This is a genomic window from Paenarthrobacter sp. TE4293, from assembly GCF_050435325.1.
Classification (GTDB): Bacteria; Actinomycetota; Actinomycetes; order Actinomycetales; family Micrococcaceae; genus Arthrobacter; species Arthrobacter nitroguajacolicus_C.
Genome location: NZ_JBNJRY010000009.1, coordinates 108063 through 133154 on the forward strand (window position 1 = coordinate 108063; position 25092 = coordinate 133154).

Annotated in this window: 23 protein-coding genes; 10 read left to right on the top strand and 13 right to left on the bottom strand. The window is 63.3% G+C overall.

Going from position 1 to position 25092, the window contains the following annotated elements:
• Window positions 1-43 precede the first annotated feature (43 nt).
• From QF015_RS17880 to dxr, 5 genes are read right to left on the bottom strand one after another with little or no spacing between them, the layout of a single operon-like run.
• On the bottom strand, window positions 44-922 hold the full coding sequence (locus QF015_RS17880) for a GNAT family N-acetyltransferase (protein ID WP_310202447.1): 879 nt from the start codon (window positions 920-922) through the stop codon (window positions 44-46).
• Window positions 885-2051 carry a flavodoxin-dependent (E)-4-hydroxy-3-methylbut-2-enyl-diphosphate synthase gene (gene ispG / locus QF015_RS17885; RefSeq protein ID WP_011774258.1) on the bottom strand — a complete coding sequence of 389 codons (1167 nt, stop codon included), beginning with the start codon at window positions 2049-2051 and terminating at the stop codon, window positions 885-887. Before ispG ends, QF015_RS17880 begins: the two co-directional genes overlap by 38 nt.
• Before the next feature lie 46 nt (window positions 2052-2097).
• Window positions 2098-2391, bottom strand: coding sequence for a YciI family protein (locus QF015_RS17890; protein ID WP_310201286.1), 294 nt, complete (start codon window positions 2389-2391; stop codon window positions 2098-2100).
• Between the two features lie 56 nt (window positions 2392-2447).
• Window positions 2448-3779: a M50 family metallopeptidase gene (locus QF015_RS17895; protein WP_429390329.1), complete on the bottom strand. Its 1332-nt coding sequence runs from the start codon at window positions 3777-3779 to the stop codon at window positions 2448-2450.
• A 33-nt stretch (window positions 3780-3812) separates the two neighbouring features.
• Window positions 3813-4997, bottom strand: coding sequence for a 1-deoxy-D-xylulose-5-phosphate reductoisomerase (gene dxr / locus QF015_RS17900; RefSeq protein ID WP_310201289.1), 1185 nt, complete (start codon window positions 4995-4997; stop codon window positions 3813-3815).
• A gap of 97 nt (window positions 4998-5094) precedes the next feature.
• On the opposite strand from dxr, the gene QF015_RS17905 reads away from it, so the two are divergent.
• Window positions 5095-6555 (top strand): lipase maturation factor family protein, encoded by a 1461-nt coding sequence (locus tag QF015_RS17905; protein WP_429390330.1) that lies wholly within the window; start codon window positions 5095-5097, stop codon window positions 6553-6555.
• Here the strand turns inward: QF015_RS17905 and QF015_RS17910 are convergent.
• The gene (locus QF015_RS17910; protein ID WP_397336502.1) at window positions 6547-7566 is read right to left on the bottom strand and encodes a LacI family DNA-binding transcriptional regulator; all 1020 of its coding nucleotides are present in this window, start codon (window positions 7564-7566) and stop codon (window positions 6547-6549) included. The two genes, QF015_RS17905 and QF015_RS17910, sit on opposite strands and share 9 nt — an antisense overlap.
• A gap of 310 nt (window positions 7567-7876) precedes the next feature.
• Between QF015_RS17910 and QF015_RS17915 the strand changes: the two genes are divergently transcribed.
• Genes QF015_RS17915 through QF015_RS17945 form a run of 7 tightly spaced genes read left to right on the top strand, consistent with a single transcriptional unit; the run spans window position 7877 to window position 15177 of the window.
• Entirely contained in the window at window positions 7877-9196 is a 1320-nt protein-coding gene (locus QF015_RS17915) for an ABC transporter substrate-binding protein (RefSeq protein WP_429390331.1), read from the top strand.
• Window positions 9197-9200: 4 nt separating this feature from the next.
• Window positions 9201-10139 (top strand): carbohydrate ABC transporter permease, encoded by a 939-nt coding sequence (locus QF015_RS17920; RefSeq protein WP_310201298.1) that lies wholly within the window; start codon window positions 9201-9203, stop codon window positions 10137-10139.
• Window positions 10139-11035, top strand: a complete 897-nt coding sequence (locus QF015_RS17925; RefSeq protein WP_429390332.1) for a carbohydrate ABC transporter permease — start codon at window positions 10139-10141, stop codon at window positions 11033-11035. Before QF015_RS17920 ends, QF015_RS17925 begins: the two co-directional genes overlap by 1 nt.
• Window positions 11036-11064: 29 nt before the next feature.
• The gene (locus tag QF015_RS17930; RefSeq protein WP_429390333.1) at window positions 11065-12306 is read left to right on the top strand and encodes a Gfo/Idh/MocA family protein; all 1242 of its coding nucleotides are present in this window, start codon (window positions 11065-11067) and stop codon (window positions 12304-12306) included.
• Between the two features lie 10 nt (window positions 12307-12316).
• The gene (locus tag QF015_RS17935; protein WP_429390334.1) at window positions 12317-13321 is read left to right on the top strand and encodes a sugar phosphate isomerase/epimerase family protein; all 1005 of its coding nucleotides are present in this window, start codon (window positions 12317-12319) and stop codon (window positions 13319-13321) included.
• Window positions 13322-13369: 48 nt separating this feature from the next.
• Window positions 13370-14071, top strand: a complete 702-nt coding sequence (locus QF015_RS17940) for a ThuA domain-containing protein (protein WP_429390335.1) — start codon at window positions 13370-13372, stop codon at window positions 14069-14071.
• Window positions 14056-15177: a Gfo/Idh/MocA family protein gene (locus tag QF015_RS17945; protein WP_310201306.1), complete on the top strand. Its 1122-nt coding sequence runs from the start codon at window positions 14056-14058 to the stop codon at window positions 15175-15177. Before QF015_RS17940 ends, QF015_RS17945 begins: the two co-directional genes overlap by 16 nt.
• Before the next feature lie 72 nt (window positions 15178-15249).
• Here the strand turns inward: QF015_RS17945 and QF015_RS17950 are convergent, their stop codons facing one another.
• The 7 genes from QF015_RS17950 to QF015_RS17980 are packed head-to-tail and all read right to left on the bottom strand — an operon-like array spanning window position 15250 to window position 23188.
• Window positions 15250-16116, bottom strand: a complete 867-nt coding sequence (locus QF015_RS17950) for an HpcH/HpaI aldolase/citrate lyase family protein (RefSeq protein ID WP_429390336.1) — start codon at window positions 16114-16116, stop codon at window positions 15250-15252.
• A 39-nt stretch (window positions 16117-16155) separates the two neighbouring features.
• A complete protein-coding gene (locus tag QF015_RS17955) occupies window positions 16156-16641 on the bottom strand; it encodes a MaoC family dehydratase (RefSeq protein ID WP_429390337.1) in 486 nt (161 codons plus the stop codon).
• Entirely contained in the window at window positions 16638-17390 is a 753-nt protein-coding gene (locus QF015_RS17960) for a CoA transferase subunit B (RefSeq protein WP_429390338.1), read from the bottom strand. Before QF015_RS17960 ends, QF015_RS17955 begins: the two co-directional genes overlap by 4 nt.
• Window positions 17391-17392: 2 nt before the next feature.
• Window positions 17393-18187 (bottom strand): CoA transferase subunit A, encoded by a 795-nt coding sequence (locus tag QF015_RS17965; RefSeq protein ID WP_310201313.1) that lies wholly within the window; start codon window positions 18185-18187, stop codon window positions 17393-17395.
• Window positions 18188-18207: 20 nt separating this feature from the next.
• Complete coding sequence (locus QF015_RS17970; RefSeq protein ID WP_310201315.1) at window positions 18208-19371, bottom strand: acyl-CoA dehydrogenase family protein; 1164 nt, start codon at window positions 19369-19371, stop codon at window positions 18208-18210.
• Window positions 19368-21575: an acetyl/propionyl/methylcrotonyl-CoA carboxylase subunit alpha gene (locus tag QF015_RS17975; protein WP_429390339.1), complete on the bottom strand. Its 2208-nt coding sequence runs from the start codon at window positions 21573-21575 to the stop codon at window positions 19368-19370. Before QF015_RS17975 ends, QF015_RS17970 begins: the two co-directional genes overlap by 4 nt.
• A gap of 2 nt (window positions 21576-21577) precedes the next feature.
• Window positions 21578-23188: a carboxyl transferase domain-containing protein gene (locus QF015_RS17980; protein WP_429390340.1), complete on the bottom strand. Its 1611-nt coding sequence runs from the start codon at window positions 23186-23188 to the stop codon at window positions 21578-21580.
• Window positions 23189-23333: 145 nt separating this feature from the next.
• On the opposite strand from QF015_RS17980, the gene QF015_RS17985 reads away from it, so the two are divergent.
• Both QF015_RS17985 and QF015_RS17990 read left to right on the top strand, forming a co-directional pair.
• Window positions 23334-23966 (top strand): SACE_7040 family transcriptional regulator, encoded by a 633-nt coding sequence (locus tag QF015_RS17985; RefSeq protein WP_429390341.1) that lies wholly within the window; start codon window positions 23334-23336, stop codon window positions 23964-23966.
• A gap of 194 nt (window positions 23967-24160) precedes the next feature.
• Window positions 24161-25033 carry an NAD-dependent epimerase/dehydratase family protein gene (locus QF015_RS17990; RefSeq protein ID WP_310201322.1) on the top strand — a complete coding sequence of 291 codons (873 nt, stop codon included), beginning with the start codon at window positions 24161-24163 and terminating at the stop codon, window positions 25031-25033.
• Window positions 25034-25092: the final 59 nt, after the last annotated feature.

Here is a 25092-nt window from a genome sequence, read left to right on the forward strand (position 1 = left end):
TCAGTCGGGTCCGCGGCCCGGTGGACTTCAGACGCGGTGAACTTTAGAAAAGCACCGTGGCGAACGTGCCCACTTGCTCGAAACCCACCCGCTCGTAGGTGGCGCGGGCTTTGGCGTTGTAGTCGTTCACGTAGAGGCTCGTCACCGGGGCAAAGGTCTTTGAAAGGTTGACGACGGCGGCCATGTAGCCGGCGCTCTGGCCGCGTCCACGGAGTTCAGGGTTCATCCACACGCCCTGGACCTGGGTCACATCCGCGGTGACAGCACCCAGCTCAGCCTTGAAGACCACAGTGCCCTCGGCATCGATGTGGACCAGTGAATGCCCTTCCCGGATCAGGCCGGCAACCCGCCTGCTGTAGAACTCTTGTCCTCCGAGGAAGGGCGAATAGCCAACTTCTTCTTCGAACATGGCAGCGCAGGCCGGCAGGATCCGGTCGAAGTCCTTCATGGTGCCAAAGGCCAGGGCCGGATTGGCGTCGATGACAGGTCGCCCGGAGATGGTGAGGAGGGGCTGTTGGGACCGGACCTCGTGGGCGGCATGGCCAAGTTGCTCGAAGCGCGCGTACAGGGCCAACACTGTATCGGCGGGACCAAAAATGGACGCGTAGCGACGTCCCGTCTGGTGGGCGGCGGTAGCTACGTAGCCCGTGAGTCCGGGATCCAGCTGCACGGGAACCAGGTTGGCTCCTGCCCAGCAGGCACCCAGGAGAGTGTCGCCGTCGAACACGCCGAAAACACTGGCGCCACCGCTGGTGGGCGCTGCGGTACCGGTACTGTCCAAGTGGGCCAGGATGAAGACATTGGCGACGACGTCTTCACTTGCCAGCGCGCGAAGAGCCAGGGTGTCGGCGTTGCCGAGCACCCTGACTCCCAAGCCGTTCTCGTTACGAGACGCTAACCACGGGGCTACCCTTGACAGCATCTTCGCCATCGGCCTCCCCCATCTCTTCGGCGATGCGCATGGCCTCTTCGATCAGTGTCTCAACAATTTCGCTTTCAGGCACAGTCTTGATGACTTCGCCCTTCACGAAAATCTGGCCCTTGCCGTTGCCGGAGGCCACACCGAGGTCCGCTTCGCGTGCCTCGCCGGGTCCGTTGACCACGCAGCCCATGACGGCGACGCGCAGGGGAATCTCCATGCCCTCCAAGCCCGCAGTAACCTGCTCTGCCAGCGTGTACACGTCAACTTGGGCGCGGCCACAGGACGGGCAGGAGACGATTTCCAGCTTGCGGGGGCGCAGGTTCAGCGACTGCAGGATCTGGTTGCCCACCTTGATTTCCTCCACCGGCGGAGCCGAGAGGGAAACGCGGATGGTGTCGCCGATGCCGCGGGACAGGAGCGCACCAAAAGCCGTGGCGGACTTGATGGTGCCTTGGAACGCAGGTCCGGCCTCGGTCACGCCAAGGTGCAAGGGCCAGTCGCCCTTCTCGGCCAGCATCTCGTAGGCAGCCACCATGATGACGGGGTCGTTGTGCTTGACGGAGATCTTGAAGTCGTGGAAGCCGTGTTCCTCGAACAAGGACGCTTCCCACACCGCGGACTCAACCAGCGCTTCAGGCGTGGCCTTGCCGTACTTCTTCATGATGCCCGGTTCCAGTGAACCGGCGTTGACGCCGATGCGGATGGAGGTGCCATGGTCGCGGGCCGCCGCTGCGATTTCCTTGACCTGGTCATCAAATTTACGGATATTGCCCGGGTTTACGCGGACTGCTGCACAGCCGGCCTCGATGGCGGCAAAGACATACTTCGGCTGGAAGTGGATATCGGCGATCACGGGGATCTGCGACTTCCGGGCGATGATGGGCAGCGCCTCGGCGTCATCCGCGGAGGGGCAGGCAACACGCACGATGTCGCAGCCCGACGCCGTCAGTTCAGCAATCTGTTGAAGGGTGGCGTTGATATCCGTGGTGGGCGTCGTGGTCATGGACTGAACGCTGATGGGCGAATCAGAACCAACACCAACGGACCCGACCTTGATCTGCCGGGTCTTACGGCGCGGGGCAAGGACGGGGGGTGGGGCTGCTGGCATTCCCAGGCTGACCGAGGTCACGTGGACTCCTTGGGTTGGGGTGGATCGTTAGGTGGAGAACGCCCGGTTAGGACGCGTGGGCAGCCAGGACACCGATGATGGGAGCCCATTCCGTGGTGCGGATGCCGGCGATCACGCCTGCTTCAGCAAACGGATCCTGCTTGAGGAGGTCATTAAGCCCGGCTTCGTCCGCGGACTTGAAGATCAGCAGCGCGCCGGCGCCGTCACCGTAAGGACCGCTGGCAAGGAGCTTGCCTTCCTCGGCCAGTTCACCCAACCACGAACGGTGTGCGGGGCGGGCTTCGTCGCGGAGGGCGCCGGAATCGGCGACGTACACATACTCAACAGCGAAAACAGTCATGGAGCTAGCCTATCCCGCCTGCTCCGCCGAAAATATTCACCGAAAGTATTCACAGCTCAGCCAAAGATGTTCACGGGCTTAACGATGTCCGCGTAGATCAGCAGGGCGCCCATGGCCATCAGCAGCGCGGCAACCACATAGGTGACCGGCAAGAGCTTCGCGATATCGAACGATCCCGGATCCGGCTTGCCCCTCAACCTCGCCACTTGGCGACGTGCGCCCTCGTACAAAGCACCGGCCACATGGCCGCCGTCAAGAGGCAGGAGCGGGATGAGGTTGAAGATGGCCAGCGCGAAGTTAAGCCCTGCAAGCAGCCCGATCAGGGTTCCTACCCGGGCTTGGAACGGCACCTGCTCCATGGCCGCGACTTCGCCGGCCACCCGGCCGACGCCCACCACGCTGATGGGGCCGTTGGGGTCGCGGGGCTCCTCGCTGAAGGCTGCTTTGGCCACCCCGACGACCCTTGCGGGCAGGTTGAAGATCACACCGGAAATCTGTTTGATATTCTCCCCCGCCATGGGCAGGACGGCCGACGCCGGTTGGGGCACCAACGCGCTTTGGGCACCGATCCCAAGGAATCCAACCTCCTGGTATTGCAGGACCCCGTTGGCGTCCTGCGCCTGGCGGCCGTCGGAGCCAACGACGGGCCGCGAGGAGAGCACGGGCGTCACGGTGGTCTCCACCGGAGAACCGTTGCGCTGGACCGTGATGGGCACGTCCTTGCCAGCCGAGGCACGAATCCAGCCGGTCAGTTCGTCCCAACTGGTGACGGGCTTGCCGTCGAAGGAGGTGATGGTGTCGTTCGGTTGGAGGCCCGCTGCCGCCGCGGGAGTGGGCTTGCAGGCCGCTGAGTCCGGGTCCACGGTCTCGCCCGCGGCGACCTGGCATTTGGAGACATCGGCGATGGTGGTGGTCGCTTGGGCCGTGCCGAATCCCATGAGCAGCACAGCCAGCAGGATGAGCCCGATGATCATGTTCATGGCGGGGCCACCGAGCATGATGATGATCTTTTTCCACACGGGCAGCTTGTAGAAGACGCGGTTTTCGTCCCCCGCACCCACTTCTTCGTGTGCCATGGACCGCGCTTCGGTGGCCAGGGTCTGGAACATGCCCGTACTGGAGGGGCGGACTGCTCCGTCGTCCTTGTTCGGCGGGTACATGCCGATCATGGAGACGTATCCGCCCAGCGGGAGGGCTTTGAAACCGTACTCGGTCTCACCCTTCTTCCTGGACCAGAGAGTCGGCCCGAAACCGATCATGTACTTGGTGACGCGCACCTTGAAGAGCTTCGCAGGCACAAGGTGGCCCACCTCGTGCAGCGCAATGGAAACGGCAACGCCGATGGCGACGAAGACGACTCCGAGAATGAAGAGAAGAACGGGACTCATGCCGGTGGGACTGCTTCCATCAGGGTTGGTGAGCTACAGGGCGCTGTTGGCTAAACGATCAAGGGTGCGGGCGCGTGCCCACGTCTCAGCATCCAGCACGGACTCCACCGTCAGCTCCGAAGAACCTGTATGTTCGCTGAGGACGGACTCCACAGTATCCACGATGTCCGTGAAGCGGATACGCCCGGCGTGGAAGGCGTGGACGGCTTCCTCGTTGGCGGCGTTGAAGACAGCCGGGAAAGTACTGCCTTGTTTGGCGGCGTCCTTGGCGAGATCCACGGCGGGGAAGGCCACAGTGTCCAAGGGCTCGAATGTCCAGCTCGTGGCCTTGGTCCAGTCACAGGCCTGGGCAGCACGCGGGACACGGTCCGGCCAGCCCAGCCCCAGCGCGATGGGCAGGCGCATGTCCGGGGGCGAAGCCTGGGCAATGATGGAGCCGTCCACAAACTGGACCATGGAGTGGACCACGGACTGGGGGTGGACGACGACGTCGATCCTGTCCAGGGGAACATCAAAGAGCAGATGTGCCTCAATGACTTCCAGGCCCTTGTTGACCAGGCTGGCGGAGTTGGTGGTGACCATCAGGCCCATATCCCAGGTGGGGTGGGCCAGTGCCTCCTGCGGCGTGACCTGATGCAGCTGATCGCGCGTGCGCCCGCGGAACGGACCACCTGAAGCGGTCAGGATCAACTTTTCCACTTCCTGTTCGGTCCCGGACCGCAAGCACTGGGCGATGGCGGAGTGCTCGGAGTCGACGGGAACTATTTGGCCGGGGCGGGCGGCGGCCTTGACCAAGGCACCACCGACGATCAGTGATTCCTTGTTGGCCAATGCCAGCGTGGCGCCGGTGCCTAGCGCAGCCAAGGTGGGTGCCAGGCCTATGGAACCGGTGATGCCGTTCAGGACAACATCGCACTCAATGGCAGCAATATGGGTGGAGGCGTCCGGACCCACGAAAATTTCCGGGGCGAATCCCACGACTCCTTCCGCGGCAGCCGCGGCGTCGATCAACTGCCGGAGCACTGCCGGATCCCCGGAGGCGATGCCCACGGCCTGGGCCCGGGTGTGGACGGCCTGCGTCGCGATGAGCTCAAGGTTTCCGCCGCCGGCACTCAGCGCCACCACCTCGAAACGATGCGGCGCGGCATCGACGACGTCAATCGCCTGTGTGCCGATGGAACCGGTGGACCCGAGGATGACGATCTTTCGCGGCTGCATTGCTTAAGTATCCCAGCCGCCAAGGAGGCCGGCGACCGGACCCGGACGTTTGCGGGTAACGGCTTGACCGGCCCCCGGCCGGGCGTACCGTGGAACCGTGGAGTGGCTGTCCTGGTTTGATGCGCGGGACTATGAGTTCGCACGGCAGGTGCTGCAGCGTGGCACGGCCGCGCTGTACTTGGTTGCCTTCCTCTCCACGCTGAACCAGTTTCCCGCGCTCCTCGGCGAGCGCGGATTGCTTCCCGTGCCCGCGTTCCTGGACATGGCCCGTCGCCTGGCACGGCCCACCCTTTTCCGCTGGCGCTACTCGGACAGGCTGCTGCGAACCGTGTGCTGGACAGGCATCAGCGTGGCCGCCGTGCTGGTGGTCGGACTCCCCCAAACGGGCCCTCCCTGGCTGCCGATGCTGGCGTTCCTCGCCCTGTGGTTCCTGTACATGTCGATCGTCAACGTCGGCCAGACGTTCTACGCCTTCGGCTGGGAGATCCTGCTCCTTGAAGCCGGGTTTACCGTGGCCTTCCTGGGGTCGGACCAGACTCCCCCACCCACCACGATCCTGATCATGATCGCGTGGCTGGTTTTCCGGCTCGAGTTCGGTGCCGGCATGATCAAGATCCGTGGCGGCCGTGAGTGGCGCGATATGACAGCAATGTTCTACCACCACGAAACCCAGCCGATGCCCGGCCCGCTGAGCCGGCAAGCGCACCTGCTGCCACGACCGCTGCACAAGGTGGAGGTGTTGGGCAACCACTTCGCCCAGCTCGTGGTCCCGTTCTTCCTGTTCGCTCCGCAGCCCCTGGCCAGCGTTGCTGCGGGCATCATCATCGTGACCCAGCTCTGGCTGGTGGCGAGCGGGAATTTCGCATGGCTGAACTGGGTGGCGATCGTCCTGGCCTTCGCCGCCGTGAGCGATCCCGTGGCACACGCCGTCTTTCCGTCGATTCCGTTGGAATGGCACCCGGGTGCCGACAACCCGGTGTGGTGGCTCGCCGTCGTCGTGCTTGTCACGGCCCTGCTGCTGGCTTTTAGCTACCGTCCCCTGCTCAATCTGTTGTCCCGTGGGCAGTTGATGAATGCCAGCTTCAACCGCTGGCGGCTGGTCAACGCCTATGGCGCGTTCGGGACGGTGACGAAGCAGCGGATCGAGATCGTGGTGGAGGGCACACTCGATGCGGAGCCTGACGCGCCGGACGAACGGTGGCTGGAGTACGGCTTCAAGGGCAAGCCAGGCGACGTCCGGCGGCTGCCACGGCAATGGGCGCCATATCATCTCAGGCTGGATTGGCTGATGTGGTTCCTGCCGCTGCGCACCGTCCACGAGGATTGGTTCTACGCGTTCCTGGACAGACTGCTGGAGGCCGACCAGCCAACACTTGGGCTGCTTCGCCGGGATCCGTTCGACGGCGGCCGCCCCCGTTGGGTGCGTGCGCGAAGCTACCTGTACCGCTTCGCGAGTCGCGCGGAATTCCGTGAAACGGGCGACCGTTGGGTGCGGATGCTGCTGTATGAGGCCACCCCTCCGGTCCAGCTGAACACTCGACGGCGGGACCTACCGTAACGCCGCAACCCTTGGCGGAGCCGTGGACTCGCGAACGACGAGGTGGGTTGCCAGTTCCACCCTCCGGGAGTCGATCTCCTCACCCTGCATTTGGCGGAGGATGAAGTTCAACGCGGACCGGCCTATTTCCTGCAGCGGCTGGCTGACTGAGGTCAGCGGCGGGATGGATTCCTCGGCTTGGTACGTCCCATCGAAGCCCACCAGGCTCATCTCGTCAGGGATCCGCACGTCCTGTCGTCGTGCCTCTGCCAAAACGCCCAGGGCGATGCTGTCGCTGCCGGCAAAGATCGCCGTAGGCGGATCCTCCAAAGCCAACAACGCCTTGAAGGCCGCGGCGCCGTTCTCCGGCCGGAACTTGCCCGCGGAGACGTATTCGTGTTCGACCGTGATGCCTTCGGCCATGAGCGCCGCCATGTAGCCATGCAGCCGGGCTTGGCTGCACTCTGCGGTGTCCGGGCCGCCAATGTAGGCGATCCGGCGGTGTCCAAGCTCAAGGAGGTGCATGGCTGCTGCTTTGCCCCCGGCCCAGTTGCTGGCTCCCACGCTGAAGAGGTTGGACGGCGGCGGATTGAGGGGGTCGATCACGACGATGGGAATCTGCCGCCGCTGGAACGCTTCCAACTGGGTGGCCCCGAAGGCCGAGGTCACTACGATCATTCCGCTGCGGCCCTCGTCAACCATGCGCTGTGCCCGTTCCTCGGGGCCGAGGGACGGCGGCGCCTGCAGGCCTGTGACCGAGAGGACCACTTCCATGCCGGAGACGTTCGCCTGCTCCATGACACCGTTGAGGATCTCCATGTTGTAGGCGGAATTCAATGAATCGAACACCGCTTCCACTGTCCGTTGGACGGGCTTGCCCTTGCGTTGGAGCGGCGTCTTGTATCCCGTCCGCTGGAGCGCTTCCAGGACCCGGGTGCGGGTCCCCTGTGCCACGTCGGCCCGCCCGTTGACCACTTTGGAGACCGTGGGAACCGACACTCCAACTTCCTGGGCCACGGCGGACAGCGTCATTTTGGAGGGTCGGTCGTCGAGGACCACGGCAGCCTGCTTTCGAAAAGTTTCGGTTGCGTTTTAGTGTGCAGCAGCAGTACGGCTTGCGTCAATCCACGAGGAGTATCAGGAAAATTGCTCGCAAACACCCTTGACGGTGACCTGCCTCACGGCTAAATTTGGTGGGCACTTTCGAAAGGACTTCCGAAACATTTCGAAAAAGCTTTCAGGGTACTGGTGATCACAGGTGATCCCTCCCCCGCAGAGTGCGGCTTTTATACGAGCAGCCGGGCCATCAGCGTCGAGCCCGTAGGACGAATGGAAACAGCACATGAATAATCTGAAGTTGCGCACCGCCGGAATGGCGGTCTCGGCAGCCGTCTTGTCGATCTCGCTCGCAGCCTGCGGCTCCTCGGGCCCTGCCGGAACCGGAGCCTCCGCGGATTCGGCCACCATGTGGGGGCTCACCGGCGGTGACCAGCCGGTGTTCCAGGCCTCCGTGGACTCCTGGAACAAAGCACACCCCGATTCCTCCATCAAGCTCGACTTCTTCGCAAACGATGCCTACAAGACCAAGGTGCGCACGGCCGTCGGCGCCGGACAGGGTCCCACGTTGGTCTATGGCTGGGGAGGCGGTGTCCTGAAGTCCTACGTTGACGCCGGACAGGTGGATGACTTGACCGGTTTCCTCAAAGAGAACCCCGATGTCCAGAGCCGCTACCTTCCGTCAATCCTGGAAAGCGGCGTCATCGACGGCAAGACCTATGCACTGCCCAACAACAAAGTGCAGCCTGTGGTGCTCTACTACAACAAGGAGGTGTTCGACAAGATCGGTGCGGAGCCGCCCAAGACCTGGGACGACCTCATGGCATTGGTCCCCAAGTTCAAGGCCGCCGGCGTTGCACCCTTCTCCTTGGGCGGGCAGTCGAAATGGCCGGACCTGATGTGGCTCGAGTACCTCGTAGACCGCATAGGCGGCCCGGAAGTCTTCGCCAAGATCGCGTCCAACACGCCGAACGCTTGGTCCGACCCCGCGGTCATTGAGGCGTTGACCAAGATCCAGGAACTGGTGGACGCCGGCGGCTTCATCAACGGCTTCTCCTCCATTGCCGCCGACAGCAACGCCGATCAGGCCCTGCTGTACACCGGCAAGGCTGCCATGATCCTGCAGGGCAGCTGGATCTACCAGGGCATGAAGAAGGATGCGGCCGACTTCGTCTCGGGCGGCAAACTCGGATACACACCGTTCCCCACCGTCGAGGGCGGCAAGGGCGATCCAGCGAACGTTGTAGGCAACCCGTCGAACTTCTGGTCTGTTTCTTCCAAGGCCACCGAGGAGCAAAAGAAGACGGCCCTGGAGTACGTCAAGGACGGAATGTTCAATGATGAGAACGTCCAAGGCTTGATCAACTCAGGAGCCGTACCTGTGGTCACCGGCATCGAAGACAAGCTGGCAGCATCTCCCGACAAGGACTTCCTGACCTACGTGTATGGGATGGCCAAAGATGCTCCCGACTTCACGCTTTCGTGGGACCAGGCGCTAAGCCCGGCACAGGGTGATGCAATGTTGGCAAACCTGGACCAGATCTTCCTGAAGAAGATCACCCCCGAGCAGTTCGCGTCCACCATGAACGCCACGATCGGGAAGTAATCCAGTGTCTTCCACCACTACGTCCCCGCAACGGGCAGTGGGCGTTGACCATGCCCCAGTCATCCGGCGGACCCTGGAAAAGGGTCCGTCCGGGTGGCTGGCCGTCCCGGCGCTCGTATTCTTCATGCTCTTCGCCATCCTCCCGCTCTTGGGGGTTCTGTTCCTCAGCTTCACCCGTTGGGACGGACTCGGCGAGATCAAACTCGATGGCTTGTCCAGTTGGAACACCGTCCTGGCCGATCCCGTGACCGGCAACGCCCTGTTGGTCACTGCCAAGATCATGTTCTTCTCCTTCATCGTCCAGGCCCCCATCAGTCTGCTGCTCGGCGTCTTCACCGCAGCCAGCCAGAAGTATCGTGCAGCGTTGGCCGTCCTTTACTTCGTACCGCTTCTGCTCTCCTCCGCTGCCGTGGCCATCGCCTTCAAGGCGCTGCTCGATCCGAACTTCGGGCTTGGCCCGGGCCTGGGACTGCCGTTGCTCGCACAGGATTGGCTGGGCAACTCGGATCTGGTGCTCTTTGTGGTGGTCTTTGTCATCGCCTGGCAGTTTGTGCCATTCCACACCCTGATCTACCAAGGCGGCGTACGGCAGATCCCTGCCTCGCTCTATGAGGCCGCACAGATCGACGGTGCCGGCCGTGTCCAGCAGTTCTTCAACATCACCTTGCCGCAGCTGAAGTACACCATGATCACTTCTTCCACCCTCATGGTGGTGGGTTCCCTGGCGTACTTCGACCTGGTGTTCGTGCTGACGGCCGGCGGGCCGGGCTACTCCACCAGGCTCCTGCCGCTGCACATGTATCTGACCGGCTTCAAAGCCAATGACATGGGAGCTGCGAGCGCCTTGGGTGTGATCCTGGTGGTCATCGGCCTGGCCTTGGCACTGTTCCTTCAACGACTCGGCGGCAAGAACCGCAACGCCAGCCAATTGGAAGGTGCGTAATGGCTTCCACCACCCAGCTCCCCACAGCACCAGCGCCGGTCCAACCGGTGACCAGCCGCCGTCGGCCCCACAAGCGTGGCCGCTCCCGGCCAAACTTCCTGGGCGGCCTGGGCGGCTGGCTTTGGCTGGCGGTCATCATCGTGCCCGTCTACTACGTGGTGATTACCAGCCTCAAAAACCAGGCGGGGTTCTTCACGTCCAACCCGATGCTGCCACCGTCTGAGCCGACCCTGGACAACTACAAGCTTGTCCTGGAGAACGACTTCGCCAAGTACTTCACCAACAGCCTCATCGTCACCGTGGGCAGTGTGGTTCCAGCGCTTTTTGTCGCCTTCATGGCGGCCTATGCCATTGTGCGGGGCAAAGGGCGGTTCCTCAGCTGGACCAACAACGTGTTCCTCCTGGGCCTGGCCATCCCCTTGCACGCCACGATCATCCCCATCTACTGGATGATCACCAAAGCCCACATGTACGACACCTTGTTGGCCTTGATCCTGCCGTCCATTGCGTTCGCGATCCCCGTCTCTGTGCTCATCCTGTCCAACTTCATGCGGGACGTGCCCAACGAATTGTTCGAGTCGATGCGCCTGGACGGATGCTCGGACTGGGCCATGATGTGGCGCCTCGCACTACCCATGACCAAGCCTGCCGTCATCACGGTTGGCATCTACAACGCACTCCACGTGTGGAACGGATTCCTGTTCCCGCTGATCCTCACCCAAAGCCCTGACACCCGGGTCCTGCCGCTGTCGCTGTGGACCTTCCAGGGTGAATTCAGCGTCAATATCCCCGCCGTGCTCGCTTCCGTTGTCCTGGCCACGCTTCCGCTGTTGGTGATCTACGTCGTGGCACGACGTCAACTGCTCAGTGGTCTGACCGCCGGATTCAGCAAGTAACTGTGACCGCCAGTAGAAAGGACTTCCCCATGACGGAACCTCAATCCCTCCGGGTAGGCATGGTGGGCTACGCCTTCATGGGTGCCGCCCACTCCCACGCCTGGCGTACCGCGCCGCGTTTCTTCGACCTGCCGCTCATCCCGGAACTCACGGCAGTTGCGGGCAGGAACCAGGACGGCGTTCGGGCGGCCGCCGGCAAATATGGCTGGGACTCGGTGGAGACTGATTGGCGCCGCTTGATCGAGCGCGACGACATCGACCTCATTGACATCTGCACTCCCGGCAACACCCACGCCGAGATCGCCATGGCCGCCCTTGAAGCCGGCAAGCATGTCCTGTGCGAAAAGCCCCTGGCCAATACCGTGGAAGAAGCAGAGAAGATGACGGCCGTGGCCCAGACTGCCGCCGAGCGAGGGGTGCTGTCCATGTGCGGCTTCAGCTACCGCCGCACACCTGCACTGGCCCTTGCCAAGCGGATGGTGGACAACGGTCGCCTCGGCGACATTCGCCACGTTCGCGCCCAGTACCTGCAGGACTGGCTCAGTGATGCGGATGCGCCCTTGACGTGGCGGTTGGATAAGTCGAAGTCCGGCTCCGGGTCCCTCGGTGACATCGGCGCGCACAGCATCGATGCCGCCCAGTGGATTACCGGGCTCAACATCACCGGCGTCTCGGCGCTCCTTGAGACGTTCGTGAAAGAGCGTCCGGTGGGCGGTGACTTTGTGGGTTTGGGCGGCCATGGCGGCACGGACGGACCCCGCGGTCCAGTGACCGTGGACGACGCAGCGCTGTTCACCGCACGTTTTGCCGCCAAGCACGACGACGGCGCTGACGCCGCCTCACGCGCATCGACGGCCAGGGTCGATGGAACCGGCGCTTCCGGGCCGATCGGCATTTTCGAAGCCACCCGGTTCGCCCTGGGCCGCAAGAACGCCATGCGCCTGGAACTCAATGGCACCAAGGGGTCCATCGCTTTCGATTTTGAAGACATGAACTCCCTCCAGTTCTACGACGCCGCCCTTGAACCTGACGCCGGGTTCCGGAAGATCATGGTCACCGAACCGTCCCACCCGTACACCGGCAACTGGTGGCCCACCGGCCACGGCCTGGGCTACGAGCACGGCTTCACGCATCAGGTGGTGGACCTCGTCACTGCCATCGGCGCCGGCGAGCAGCCCTCGCCGTCGTTCGCTGACGCTTTGCAGGTACAAAAGGTCCTGGCCGCCGTCGAGGCAAGCGCGGACAACTCAAGCCGCTGGCAGAACGTCTGAAAGGAACATCATGACCCGACCCATCACCCTCTTCACCGGACAATGGGCCGACTTGCCGTTCGAGGAAGTGGCACGACTGGCTGGAGAGTGGGGTTTTGACGGTTTGGAGATCGCCTGTTGGGGCGACCATCTGGACCCGCAGCGCGTCGTCGAGGACGACGCCTATTTGCAGGCCAAGCTGGATGTCCTGGACAAGCATCACCTTGGCATCCACGCCATTGCCAACCACCTCACCGGGCAAGCGGTGTGCGATGACCCGATTGATGAGCGGCACAGGGACATCCTGGCTCCGGTCGTCTGGGGCGACGGTGACCCGGAGGGCGTACGCCAGCGGGCCGCCGAGGCCATGAAGACCACGGCCCGCGCTGCTGCCAGGCTGGGAGTCAAGACGGTCACAGGCTTCACGGGCTCCTCCATTTGGAAATGCGTGGCGATGTTCCCCCCGGCCCCGGACGCCATGATCGAGCGCGGGTACCAGGACTTCGCGGATCGCTGGAATCCCATCATGGATGTGTTCGAGGAAGTGGGGGTCCGTTTCGCTCTCGAAGTCCACCCTTCAGAAATTGCCTACGACTACTGGACTGCCAAGCGCACCCTGGAGATGATCGGGCACAGGGAAAGCTTCGGGCTGAACTTCGATCCCTCCCATTTCATCTGGCAAGACCTGGACCCGGTGATGTTCCTCCAGGACTTTGCGGACAAGATCTTCCATGTCCATGTGAAGGAATCCGTCCGGCAACTCAACGGGCGCAACGGCCGGCTCGGTTCCCACCTGCCGTGGGCTGATCCCCGCCGCGGGTGGGACTTCGTCACTGCCGGCCACGGCGATGTGAACTGGGAGCCCATCTTCCGCACACTGAATGCCATTGGCTATGAAGGTCCTGCCAGCATCGAATGGGAGGACGCCGGCATGGACCGGCTGGTCGGCGCTCCCCAGGCGTTGGGCATGGTTCGTGAACTCGCGGCCATACGTCCTCCGGCTGCCGCTTTCGACGCCGCCTTTGCAACGCGCTGATCGCCCTCACCCTGACTCCAACGAATACGCCCCGAAACGAAGGAAACCATGACAAGCAACAACAAGACAGCGCTGGTGGTTCGCGGCGGCTGGGACGGACACCAGCCGGTGGAAGCCACCGAGCTGTTCATCCCCTACCTTAAGGACAACGGCTACGACGTCCGGGTAGAGGAGTCCCCCAAGATCTATGCCGATCCCGACTACATGGCCGGAGTGGACCTCATCGTGCAGTGCATGACGATGACCACCATCGAAAAGGACGAGTTTGAGGGGCTCCGCGCCGCGGTTGAAAACGGCACGGGTTTGGCGGGCTGGCACGGAGGCATCGCCGATTCCTACCGGAACAACTCGGACTACCTGCACCTGATCGGCGGCCAGTTTGCCTGCCACCCCGGCAAGCACAAAGACGAGCGGATCGGCGAGCAGTCGGACAATTATGTTCCCTACACCGTGAACATGCTGCCCGCAGCCTCCAGCCACCCCATCACTGAGGGAATCGGCGACTTCGACCTCGTCACAGAGCAGTACTGGGTCCTGTCCGACGACTACATAGACGTCCTGGCGACCACCACCCAGAAGGTCCGGGAATGGGATCCCTGGAACCGCGAGGTTACCTCCCCGGCTATCTGGACCCGCCAGTGGGGAAAGGGCAGGATCTTCGTGTGCACCCCCGGCCACCGCGTGGAAATCCTCCACGACCGCAATGTCCGCACCATCATCGAAAGGGGCATGCTGTGGGCATCCCGCTGAGCACCGAGAACCAACTCAACATAGGAGTCATCGGCTGTGGCGCCATCATCGCCCAGTACCTGGGCAACTTCCGTCGGCTCGATTCCCTCAACCTGGTAGCCGTTGCCGACCTTGATCCGGCGAGGGCACAGGCCGTGGCCGACTCGTACGACGGCGTGCGGGCACTGACCGTGGACGAACTCCTCGCCGCCGATGATGTGGATCTGGTCCTGAACCTGACCATCCCTGCGGCCCACGCGGACATAGCGCTGAAGGCGATTGCGGCCGGCAAGTCGGTTTATGGTGAGAAACCTCTGGCTGCCACCACTGCGGAAGCCCGGAATGTGCTTGACGCTGCCGCCGCGGCCGGAGTAGTAGTGGGCTGCGCACCGGACACCGTTCTGGGTACGGGCATCCAGACCGCCCGCAAAGCGATCGACGACGGACTCATCGGCGCACCTGTTTCCGCGACCGCCACCATGGCAACTCCCGGGCACGAGCGCTGGCATCCGAACCCGGACTTCTATTACCAGCCCGGTGGCGGTCCACTGCTGGACATGGGCCCGTACTACGTCTCGGCGCTGGTCACCCTGCTGGGTCCTGTGGTTTCGGTCGTGGGCGCGGCCAGCCATACGCGCAGCGAGCGAACCATCGGTTCCGGCCCACGTGAGGGCCAAAAGGTACCGGTGGACATCGACTCCCATGTCACCGGTGTCCTGGTGCACGCCTCCGGGGCGTTGTCTACCCTCTTCATGAGCTTCGATGCGGTGAAGACCAAGAGCCCCAACATCGAAATCCATGGCGAAAGGGGGTCACTGATCGTCCCGGATCCCAATCATTTCGACGGCGACGTGCAACTTTTCGCCCTCGGGGCCGAGGACTGGGAGACGCTCCCCGTTTCGGCCGGCTACGTGGACTCGGGCCGTGGCTACGGCATCGCGGATCTTGCGGCAACCCCCGCCGGACAGGAACCACGCGCCGGCGGGCAGCTGGCCTTCCACGCGTTGGATGTCATGGAGTCGGTACTTGAGTCGGCCAGGAGCGGCCAGGCGGTTGCCATCAAGAGCACGGCCGAACGTCCCGCCACGGTACAACTGACGGAACTCGCGACGGCGGTCCGCGCCTAGCGTCGGGATGGCAGTTAATGCCAATGTTTGCGGGGCGGTTTCAGGTAGCCACTGCATCCTTGGCATTAACTGTCATTTCGCGGGGAGGCCGGCCCGGCGCAGCGTCGCTTGCGCGTGCTTGAGGATGGGGCCGTCGATCATCTTGCCCTTGAACTGGAAAACACCCGAGTCCGCAGCCGCCGCAGCGTCCAGGAGCTCGGCAGCGTCGGCCACGGCTTCCGGCGCGGGAGCATATGCCTCCCGAACCACGGCCACCTGGTTCGGGTGGATGCAGGCCTTCGCACCGAAGCCGCTGGCCACGGCATCCCGGGATTCGGCAGCCAGGCCTTCAAGGTCCGGAATATTCACGTAGACGGAATCGATGGCTTCCTTGCCCGCGGCTTTCGCGGCAAGCAGCACAGCGGAACGCGAGTGCAGCGCAACAGCCCGGTACCCGCCGTCGTCGTTCCTGCTGGACAGGCCACCCAAGGAAGCCAACAGGTCCTCGGCACCCCACATAAGCCCCACGACGTTCGGTTCGGAGGCGATCGAAGCAGCATTGACGATGCCGGCCGCCGTTTCGCACAGCGCGATGACCTGGTAACCCTCCAGAGCCTTGAGCTGCTCCGCACTCTCCGCTTTGGCCAGCATGATGGTGCGGTACGGCGTCTTGGCCAAGGCCTCAAGATCGAGCTCGAACCCGGGCGTCCCCACGGGATTTACGCGCACAATGGTCCTGACGGGTTCCAACCCGCCGTCGCCGCTCTGCGCGATGATCGCTTCGCGGGCCTCCGCTTTGTCCGCAGGAGACACGGCGTCCTCAAGGTCCAGGATGACGGCGTCGGAACGGTCAGCGGCCTTGCCGAAACGTTCCGGCCGGTCGGCAGGGCAGAACAACAGGGCCGGACCCATGGTGAACGGCGGAAAGGTTCCGGGGGCTGGCGAGTCGGAAGAAGGCATGCGGATTCCTTGCTGGTGAAGTGCTGGCACGTACGGAAACTAGGACTGGGCGGAGTGGGCGTCCTCGGTCCACATCAGGCACGTCCGGGTGGCCAATGCCACCACTGTCCCATCCTGGTTGCGACCGGTGTGTTGCATGGTTACCACGCCCTGCCCGGGGCGGGATGATGACAACCGCTTCCCTGTGATCTCTGTTTCCGTGTACAGCGTATCGCCGTGATACAGCGGGTGGGGAAAGGTGACGTCGGTCAGGCCCAACTGCGCGATGATGGTGCCCTGGGTCAGCTGGGACACTGACTGACCCACCATGGTGGACAAGGTGAACATGGAGTTCATGAGCCGCTGCCCGAACGGCTGCGTGGAGCTCCAGGCCGCATCAAGGTGCAGCGCCTGCGTGTTCATGGTCAAGGTGGTGAAGAGGACATTGTCCGTCTCGGTCACGGTACGCCCGGGCTTATGGGCATACACCACGCCCTCTTCGAGCTCGTCAAAGTACAGCCCACGCTGTTCCACTACCCGGGTCATACGGTGAGCTCCTGGTCTTCCTCGAACAGATCGGCGCCGGTTGCGGCCACAACGTCCTCAAGCGTGACGTTGGGAGCCAGTTCGCGCAGGACCAAGCGCGGGTCCCCTTGGTCCTTGACGACGTCGATCACGGCCAAGTCGGTGATGATCCGGTCCACGCATCCCTTGCCGGTCAGCGGCAACGTGCAGTCCTGGACGATTTTTGGCCTGCCACTGCGGTCCACGTGCTCCATCATGACGATGACCTTCTTGGCACCGAACACCAGATCCATGGCTCCGCCCATGCCCTTGACCATTTTGCCGGGGATCATCCAGTTGGCGAGGTCGCCGTTGGCGGCCACCTCCATGGCACCCAGGACAGCGACGTCAACGTGTCCACCGCGGATCATGCCAAAGGACGACGCCGAATCGAAGAAGGCAGCCCCCGCATTGGTGGTCACGGTCTCCTTGCCCGCGTTGATGAGGTCCGGATCCACCTTGTCTTCGGCCGGGTAGGGCCCTACGCCCAGGATGCCGTTCTCGGAGTGGAGAATGACTTCCACACCCTCAGGGATGTAGTTGGGGATCAGGGTTGGCATCCCGATGCCCAGGTTCACGTATTGGCCGTTGGTGAGCTCCCTCGCCACGCGGGCGGCAAGTTCGTTGCGGGTCCAGCCTTTTGCTTCGTGATGTTCGACGTCGGCTCGCCGGTACTCGTGCCGCACGGCTTCGGGGCGCGGCGGGACGTCCTGGAGGCTGTTCGTGTCCATGGTTAGGCTCCTGCCTGTCCGGTCCCTCGCGTGGCGCTGCCGCTGTTCGACAAGGCAACGGTCCGCTTTTCAATGCGTTTCTCCGTGGCCGGTGCCACCACGACGCGCTGGACGAAAATACCTGGGGTGTGGATGTGTTCGGGGTCCAGCTCTCCGGTTTCCACGAGTTCCTCCACCTCGGCGATGGTGGTTTTGGCAGCCATGGCGCAGAGCGGATTGAAATTCATGGCGGTCGCATGGAAAACGAGGTTGCCGTGGCGATCCCCCTTCCAGGCGTGGACCAGGCCAAAGTCCGGAGTCAGTGACTCTTCCAGGACGTAGTCGGCGTCGTTGAAGGTGCGCACCTCCTTCGGGGAGGAGGCCAGCGCAACGTTCCCCTCGGCGTCGTACTTCTGTGGAAGGCCGCCTTCGGACACCTGGGTTCCCACCCCGGCCTTGGTATAGAAAGCCGGGATCCCGGCGCCACCGGCGCGAAGCTTTTCGGCCAGGGTGCCCTGCGGTGTCAGGACAACTTCCAGCTCCCCGGAGAGGTACTGGCGCGCGAATTCCTTGTTCTCGCCCACGTAGGAGCTGATGGTCCGGCGGATGCGACCGTCCTTCAGGAGGATCCCCAGGCCCCAGTCGTCCACGCCGCAGTTGTTGCTGACGGTCTCAAGGTCCGTGGTGCCCTGGCTGTGGAGGGCATCTATCAAGGAGACCGGGATACCGCATAAACCGAAACCTCCGACAGCCAGCGAGGCCCCGTCCGGAATGTCCCTCACCGCTTCGGCGGCGCTGGCAACAACTTTGTCAATCATCCTTGATCCTTCCCGTACGGTTACAGACCCAGCTCTCGGGCGATGAGCATCAACTGGACCTCGGTGGTGCCTTCCCCGATTTCAAGGATCTTGGAGTCGCGGTAGTGGCGTGCCACCGTGAACTCGTTGATGAAACCGTAGCCGCCGAACACCTGGGTGGCGTCCCGCGCGTTGTCCATGGCTGCCTCGCCTGCGACCATCTTAGCGATGGCTGCTTCGGTCTTGAACGGCTTGCCCGCCAGCATCCTGGACGCGGCGTCGTAGTAAGCCAGGCGTGCTGTGTGGGCCCTGGCCTGCATGCGGGCGATCTTGAATTGGATGGCCTGGTACTTGCCGATGTTCTGACCGAAAGCGCTGCGCTCCTTGGCATATTTCACGGACAGGTCCACGCATCCCTGGGCTGCGCCGGTTGCCAGTGCGGCTATCGCGATACGCCCCTCATCCAGGATGGACAGGAAGTTCGCATAGCCACGGCCGCGCTCACCCAAGAGGTTCGATTCGGGAACACGGACGTTTTCCAAGGTGAGCGGGTGCGTGTCCGAGGCGTTCCAGCCCACCTTGTTGTAGGGCTTTTCGGCCCTGAAACCGGGTGTGTCCGTGGGGACCAGGATGGTGGAGATTTCCTTCTTGGTTCCGCCGTCTGCGGTTTCTTTGTGCCCCGTGACAGCCGTGACGGTCACCAGGGTGGTGATGTCCGTGCCGGAGTTGGTGATGAACTCCTTGTTGCCGTTGATGATCCACTGGCCGTCTTCCAGGTGCGCGTTGGTCTTGGTTCCGCCGGCATCGGAGCCTGCTTCGCGTTCCGTCAAACCGAAACCAGCCAGGGACCGACCGGAGGCCAACTGCGGGAGCCACTCCTCCTTCTGCGCATCCGTCCCGAAACGGTAGACCGGCATGGCACCCAGGGACACCCCGGCTTCGAGCGTGATGGCTACCGACTGGTCAACGCGGCCAAGTTGCTCCAAGGCCAACGCAAGGGCGAAATAGTCTCCGCCCATCCCGCCGAACTCCTCCGGGAATGGCAGCCCGAACAAGCCCATCTCCCCCATCTGCTTCACGACGTCGTACGGAAAGCTGTGTTCCTCGTCGTGTTTGGCGGAGACGGGCGCAACGACTTCGTCGGCGAATTCGCGGACGGAGTCGCTGAGGTCCTGGTATTCCTCGTTCAATTCAAAGGTGCTCATGGGTGGACTTCCTCGTCTGTGCTGATCTTGTGCGTGCTGGTCTGATGTGCGCTGGTCTGGTCTGCGCTGGTGTCATCCGGGATGGAGTCGCCCCCAGCCGCGTCGGCCACATGAATGGTGGCAAGTACCTGATCAGCCTTGACCAGGTCGCCGGGTTTACTGGTGAGATGGACGGTCCCCGCAACGGACGCCACCAAGTGGTGTTCCATCTTCATGGCCTCCACAGCCAGGAGCACCTGGCCCTCGTCAACGGTGTCGCCGTCGGCTACCGACACCGAAACCACAGTCCCGGGCATTGGCGAGCGCACCTCCGGGTCAGCTGCCCCTTCGTCCCGCTGGATGCCGGCGAGTATCCGCCGCAGGCGTTCGGCGCGGTTCAGGACGTCGAACCGGCAGGACCAGCCGTCGCTGCCGAGGAACACCGCATGGGCGTCACCGGCCGCCACGCCAACCGCATAGGTGACGAGACCGCCGTCGAGCTCCAGGACGATACCGCTGTCACTGCGTTCCAGCACCCGGACGTTTACGGGGAGGCCGCCGTCGATGCTGGCAGTGACAGTACCGTCCTGATCGGTGACGGACACTGTGGCCAAGCCGCCTCCCGGGAGACCTAATGTGGCGTTCCAGGCACCCCGTGCACCCACGCGCCACGAATCCGCTGTTGCCCAGGCATCTCCGGCAAGGGCCGAGCCCTGACGCTCAAGCCACAGCGTCAGGGCTGCGGCGATCAGCTCGTGGGGACCTGCATGCCTGAACGCCATCGATGGAAGTTTGCGTTCTATCAGTCCTGTATCCAACTGTCCGGCGCGGACCTCGGCGTCGTTGATCAGCAACCGCAGATACTCCACGTTCGTGTCGACGCCGAGCAGGGTGTACCGGCCCAGCGCGGCATCCAGCGTGTCCAGCGAAGCAGCCCGGTCCGCACCCCAGGCAATGACCTTCGCCAGCATGGGATCGTAATCGCCGGTGATTTCCAGCCCGTCCAGCATCGCCGAGTCGATGCGCACCTGCGAGTGAGCCTTCTGCTGGCCTGACACTGCCGCGTCAGCCGGACCGTGCTCGGCGAGCGCGACAATGCGGCCCATGGACGGCATGAAGTTCCGCTCCGGCACCTCGGCGTAAACCCGCGCCTCCACGGCGTGCCCGTTAAGCACGACGTCGGACTGCGCTACGGTGAGGACCTCACCGGCGGCGATCCGCACCTGCCATTCCACGAGGTCGATCCCGGTGACCAGTTCCGTGACGGGATGTTCCACCTGTAGGCGGGTATTCATCTCCATGAAAAAGAACTCGTCGGGGTGTTCATCCGAAACCAGGAATTCGACCGTGCCGGCACCGCTGTAGTTGACCGAACGCGCCGCATTGCAGGCCGCCTCGCCAATACGTGCCCGCTGGTTGGCACCGTCCTGCATCGCCTCGAACAACGCCGAAGGGGCCTCTTCGATGACTTTCTGGTGGCGGCGCTGCAGGGAGCACTCGCGCTCGCCGAGGTGGATGACGTTGCCGTGGTTGTCCGCGAGGACCTGGACTTCGATGTGCCGGGGTGTACGGACGAGGCGTTCCAGGAAAAGGGTATCGTCGCCAAACGCGGACGCCGCCACCCGTCTCGCGGTGAGCAGCGTGGAGGCCATGTCCTCAAGCCGCTCCACGACGTGCATGCCCTTGCCACCACCTCCCGCGGACGGCTTGATCAGCAAGGGGAATCCGACGTCCGGCGCCGCCGCGATCAGTTCCTGGTCGGTGAGGCCGGGCTTGGCGATGCCGGGAACGCATGGGACGTCGTAGGCCATCACGTGGTTCTTGGAACGGATCTTGTCGCCCATCACTTCGATGGCGCCGATGCCGGGGCCAATGAACGTGATGCCGGCGGCATCAAGCGCCTTGGCAAAGTCCACGTTCTCGGACAGGAAGCCATAGCCCGGATGGACCGCGTCGGCACCACTGCGGCGGCACGCGTCGATGATGCTGTCGATTTTCAGGTAGCTCTCCGACGGAGCAGTGCCACCGATGGCGACGGCGGTGTCGGCGAGTGCCACGTGCTTGGCATGCTTGTCGGCGTCCGAGTACACAGCAACGGAACGGATGCCCATCTCCCGGAGGGTCTTGATGACCCGGCAGGCAATCTCACCACGGTTGGCCACGAGGACGGCGCTGAATGAGTGGGCCGCGGGGCGCGGCGCAGTGTGGGTCGTTGGCAGGGTCATGGTCACATCCTGAAGAGGCCGAAGGAGGTCTCGGGCAATTGTTGGCGGGAGACGACGTCCAGGGCCATGCCGAGGACGCGTCGGGTATCACCGGGATCGATGATGCCGTCGTCCCAGAGCCGGGCCGTGGAGTAGTAGGGGCTTCCTTGGTCCTCGTACTGTTGTTTGATGGGAGCTTTGAAGGCTTCCTCGTCCTCGGCAGACCACTCCTGGCCCGCGGCCTCATACTGGTCCCTCTTGACCGTCGCGAGGACACTCGAGGCCTGGTTGCCACCCATCACGGAAATGCGGGCCGCCGGCCACATCCACAGGAACCGCGGCGAATAGGCCCGGCCGCACATGGAGTAATTGCCGGCACCGAAGGAGCCGCCGATCACCACCGTCAGCTTGGGCACCCTGGCTGTAGCGACCGCGGTGACCATCTTGGCGCCGTTCTTGGCGATGCCGCCCTGTTCGTAGTCCTTGCCCACCATGAATCCGGACAGGTTCTGGAGGAAGATCAGTGGGATCCCGCGCTGGTCACAGAGCTCGATGAAGTGGGCTCCCTTGAGGGAGGACTCGCTGAAGAGGACCCCGTTATTGGCCACGATGCCCACTGGGTGGCCGTGCAGGTGCGCGAACCCGGTCACCAGGGTGGTGCCGTAATTCTTCTTGAACTCGTGGAATTCTGAACCGTCCACCAGTCTCGCAATGACTTCGCGGACGTCGTACTGGGCGTTCACGTCCGTGGGAACTACGCCGTAGATCTCTGAAGGGTCGACGACCGGCGGCAGGACGACGTCGAGCACGTCCCAGGCCGGCTGCGCCGGCCTCGGCAACGTCGCCACGATGTCCCGGACGATCTCCAGCGCGTGCTGGTCGTTCTCGGCCAGGTGGTCCGTGACTCCGGAAATCCTCGAGTGAACGTCGCCGCCGCCAAGTTCTTCGGCCGTGACGATCTCGCCGATGGCTGCTTTAACCAAGGGAGGGCCGCCCAGGAAGATGGTGCCTTGGTTCCGGACAATGACGGTCTCATCACTCATCGCCGGGACATAGGCGCCGCCCGCCGTGCAGGAGCCCATGACGGAGGCGATCTGTGGGATCTTGGCCGCAGACATTTTGGCCTGGTTGTAGAAGATCCGGCCGAAGTGCTCCTTGTCGGGGAAGACCTCGTCCTGCCTGGGCAGGAAGGCTCCCCCGGAATCGACGAGGTAGATGCAGGGAAGCTTGTTCTCCAGCGCGATTTCCTGGGCCCGGAGGTGTTTCTTCACAGTCATGGGATAGTAGGTGCCGCCCTTGACCGTGGCGTCGTTGGAAATCACCAGGATGTGGCGGCCATGGACCAGGCCGATGCCAGCGATGACTCCGGCGCCGGGCGAATCATCGTTGTACATGCCGTTGGCCGCCAAGGGCGCAATCTCAAGGAACGGGCTGCCGTCATCCAGAAGGTAGTCGATGCGTTCCCTCGGCAGGAGCTTCCCGCGGGCGAGGTGCCGCTCCCTGGATTTTTGCGGACCACCGAGGGCCGCCGTTGCCAAGCGCTCCTTCAACTCCTCAACCAGGGACAGCTGCTCCGCTTGGTTGGCTTCAAAGGCGAGGCCGGCGGCTCCCGTCAGGCTGGCGATTGTCTCCATTGACCCCTGTTCCATTCCCGGCCACAGGCCATTTCGGTTAGTGCCACGTAACTGAAATTTAGGTTAGTCTTTATTAACTGTGATGTCCAGCACAGCATGACCCAAACAGGTCAGGCGTGCCGGGACTGGCACCAAGGAGGAGAACGTGACCGGAGGCCCGGAAACAAGCATCGACGGCAACCGCGCTGCCGCCACACAGCGTGGGCAGGCCAAGGAACTCCGACGTCTCGCTTTGTTGTCGGCTGCTGCAGCTCTCTTTGCAGAGAATGGCTTCACCAGGGTGTCACTCGAAGATCTCGGCGCTGCCGCAGGGGTCAGCGGGCCAGCCGTCTACCGTCACTTTCCCGGGAAGCAAGCAGTGTTGGGCGAGCTTCTGCTCAGCGTCAGCCGGGATCTGCTGGACGGCGGATTGCGGGTGGTATCGGAATCGGCGGATGCCCCGTCAGCGCTCAAGGGGCTGATCCAGTTCCAGGTCGATTTCGCCCTGAGCAACCCCGACGTCATCCGGGTCCAGGACCGGGACTTCGGAAGTCTCAGCGACGCCGACCAGGCAGAGGTCAGATCCCTCCAGCGCAGTTACGTTGAAACGTGGGTTGACGTTCTGTCCCGAATTCATACGGAGGCAGATGTTCCCGGTCTCCGGGTGCGGGCGCATGCAGCCTTCGGCCTGATCAACTCCACTCCACACTCCGTGCGCCACCATGGCAGGAAGATCGCGGCTAAATCCGCCAGGCCCATTCTGGAGCACATGGCTTTGGCGGCGCTGACGTCAGAGTGATCGTGATTGCTGACGCCACATTGTTTAGCGTCGACACTCATGGCTGCCTTGGGTCGTTCCGATTTTCCTAGGACTCACAGGGCCTGCCTTAGGGGCTGTCATCAGCAGTCCGGCCACCTAGGGTGGAAATTGAACCCCTGCTGGAAGCGGCAACGTACGGCGGGCGGGACCGAGCCACTATCGAGGAGCACACCATGAGGATTGCCGTCACGGGCGGAAGCGGAAAACTGGGCAAGAGCGTGGTGCGGCGTCTGACCCAGGACGGCCACCAGGTTCTTAACATGGATCGAGCCGGCACCCGGGGCCGGGGCTATGTCAGCGTGGACCTCCGCAATTACGGGCAGGTCCTGGACGTCATCCTGGGCTTGGACGACCAGCACGACGGCCTGGATGCGATCGTGCACCTCGCCGCTATCCCCGCACCGGGGCTGGCTCCGGACGCGGCGATCTTCGAGAACAACATCCTCTCCACGTACAACGTGTTCCAAGCAGCCCGGAGGGCAGGCATCAAGAAGGTGGTCTACGCTTCCAGCGAGACTGTCCTGGGCCTCCCCTTCGACATTGACCCTCCCTACATTCCCGTGGATGAGGAGTACACAGCCCGGCCGGAGAGCACCTACTCCCTGGTGAAGCACCTCGAAGAGCAGATGGCCATCCAACTCACCCGTTGGGACCCTGAGTTGAGCATTACGGCGCTGCGTTTCTCCAATGTCATGGATCCGGAAGACTACGACGCCTTCCCGTCGTTCGACGCTGACGCCACACTGCGCAAATGGAACCTCTGGGGCTACATCGACGCACGCGACGGGGCCCTGGCAGTGGTCCGGGCGCTGGAACACGGCGGGCCCGGTTTCGAGGCCTTCATCATTGCCGCTGCCGACACGGTCATGGGTCGAAGCAGCGCCGAACTGGCAGCGGAAGTCTTTCCCGGCGTCGAGGTCCTCAAGGAACTGGGGCAGCACGAAACGATGCTGTCCATCGACAAGGCGCGCAGGCTGTTGGGCTTCGAGCCGGAGCACAGTTGGCGCACTGTTCATTCCAACCGGACCACCCCCACCGAAGACTGACGCCGCTGCCCGTTCAACGCGCGACGGCCCACCCCTTAACCGCAGTTTCCTGCAAGCAC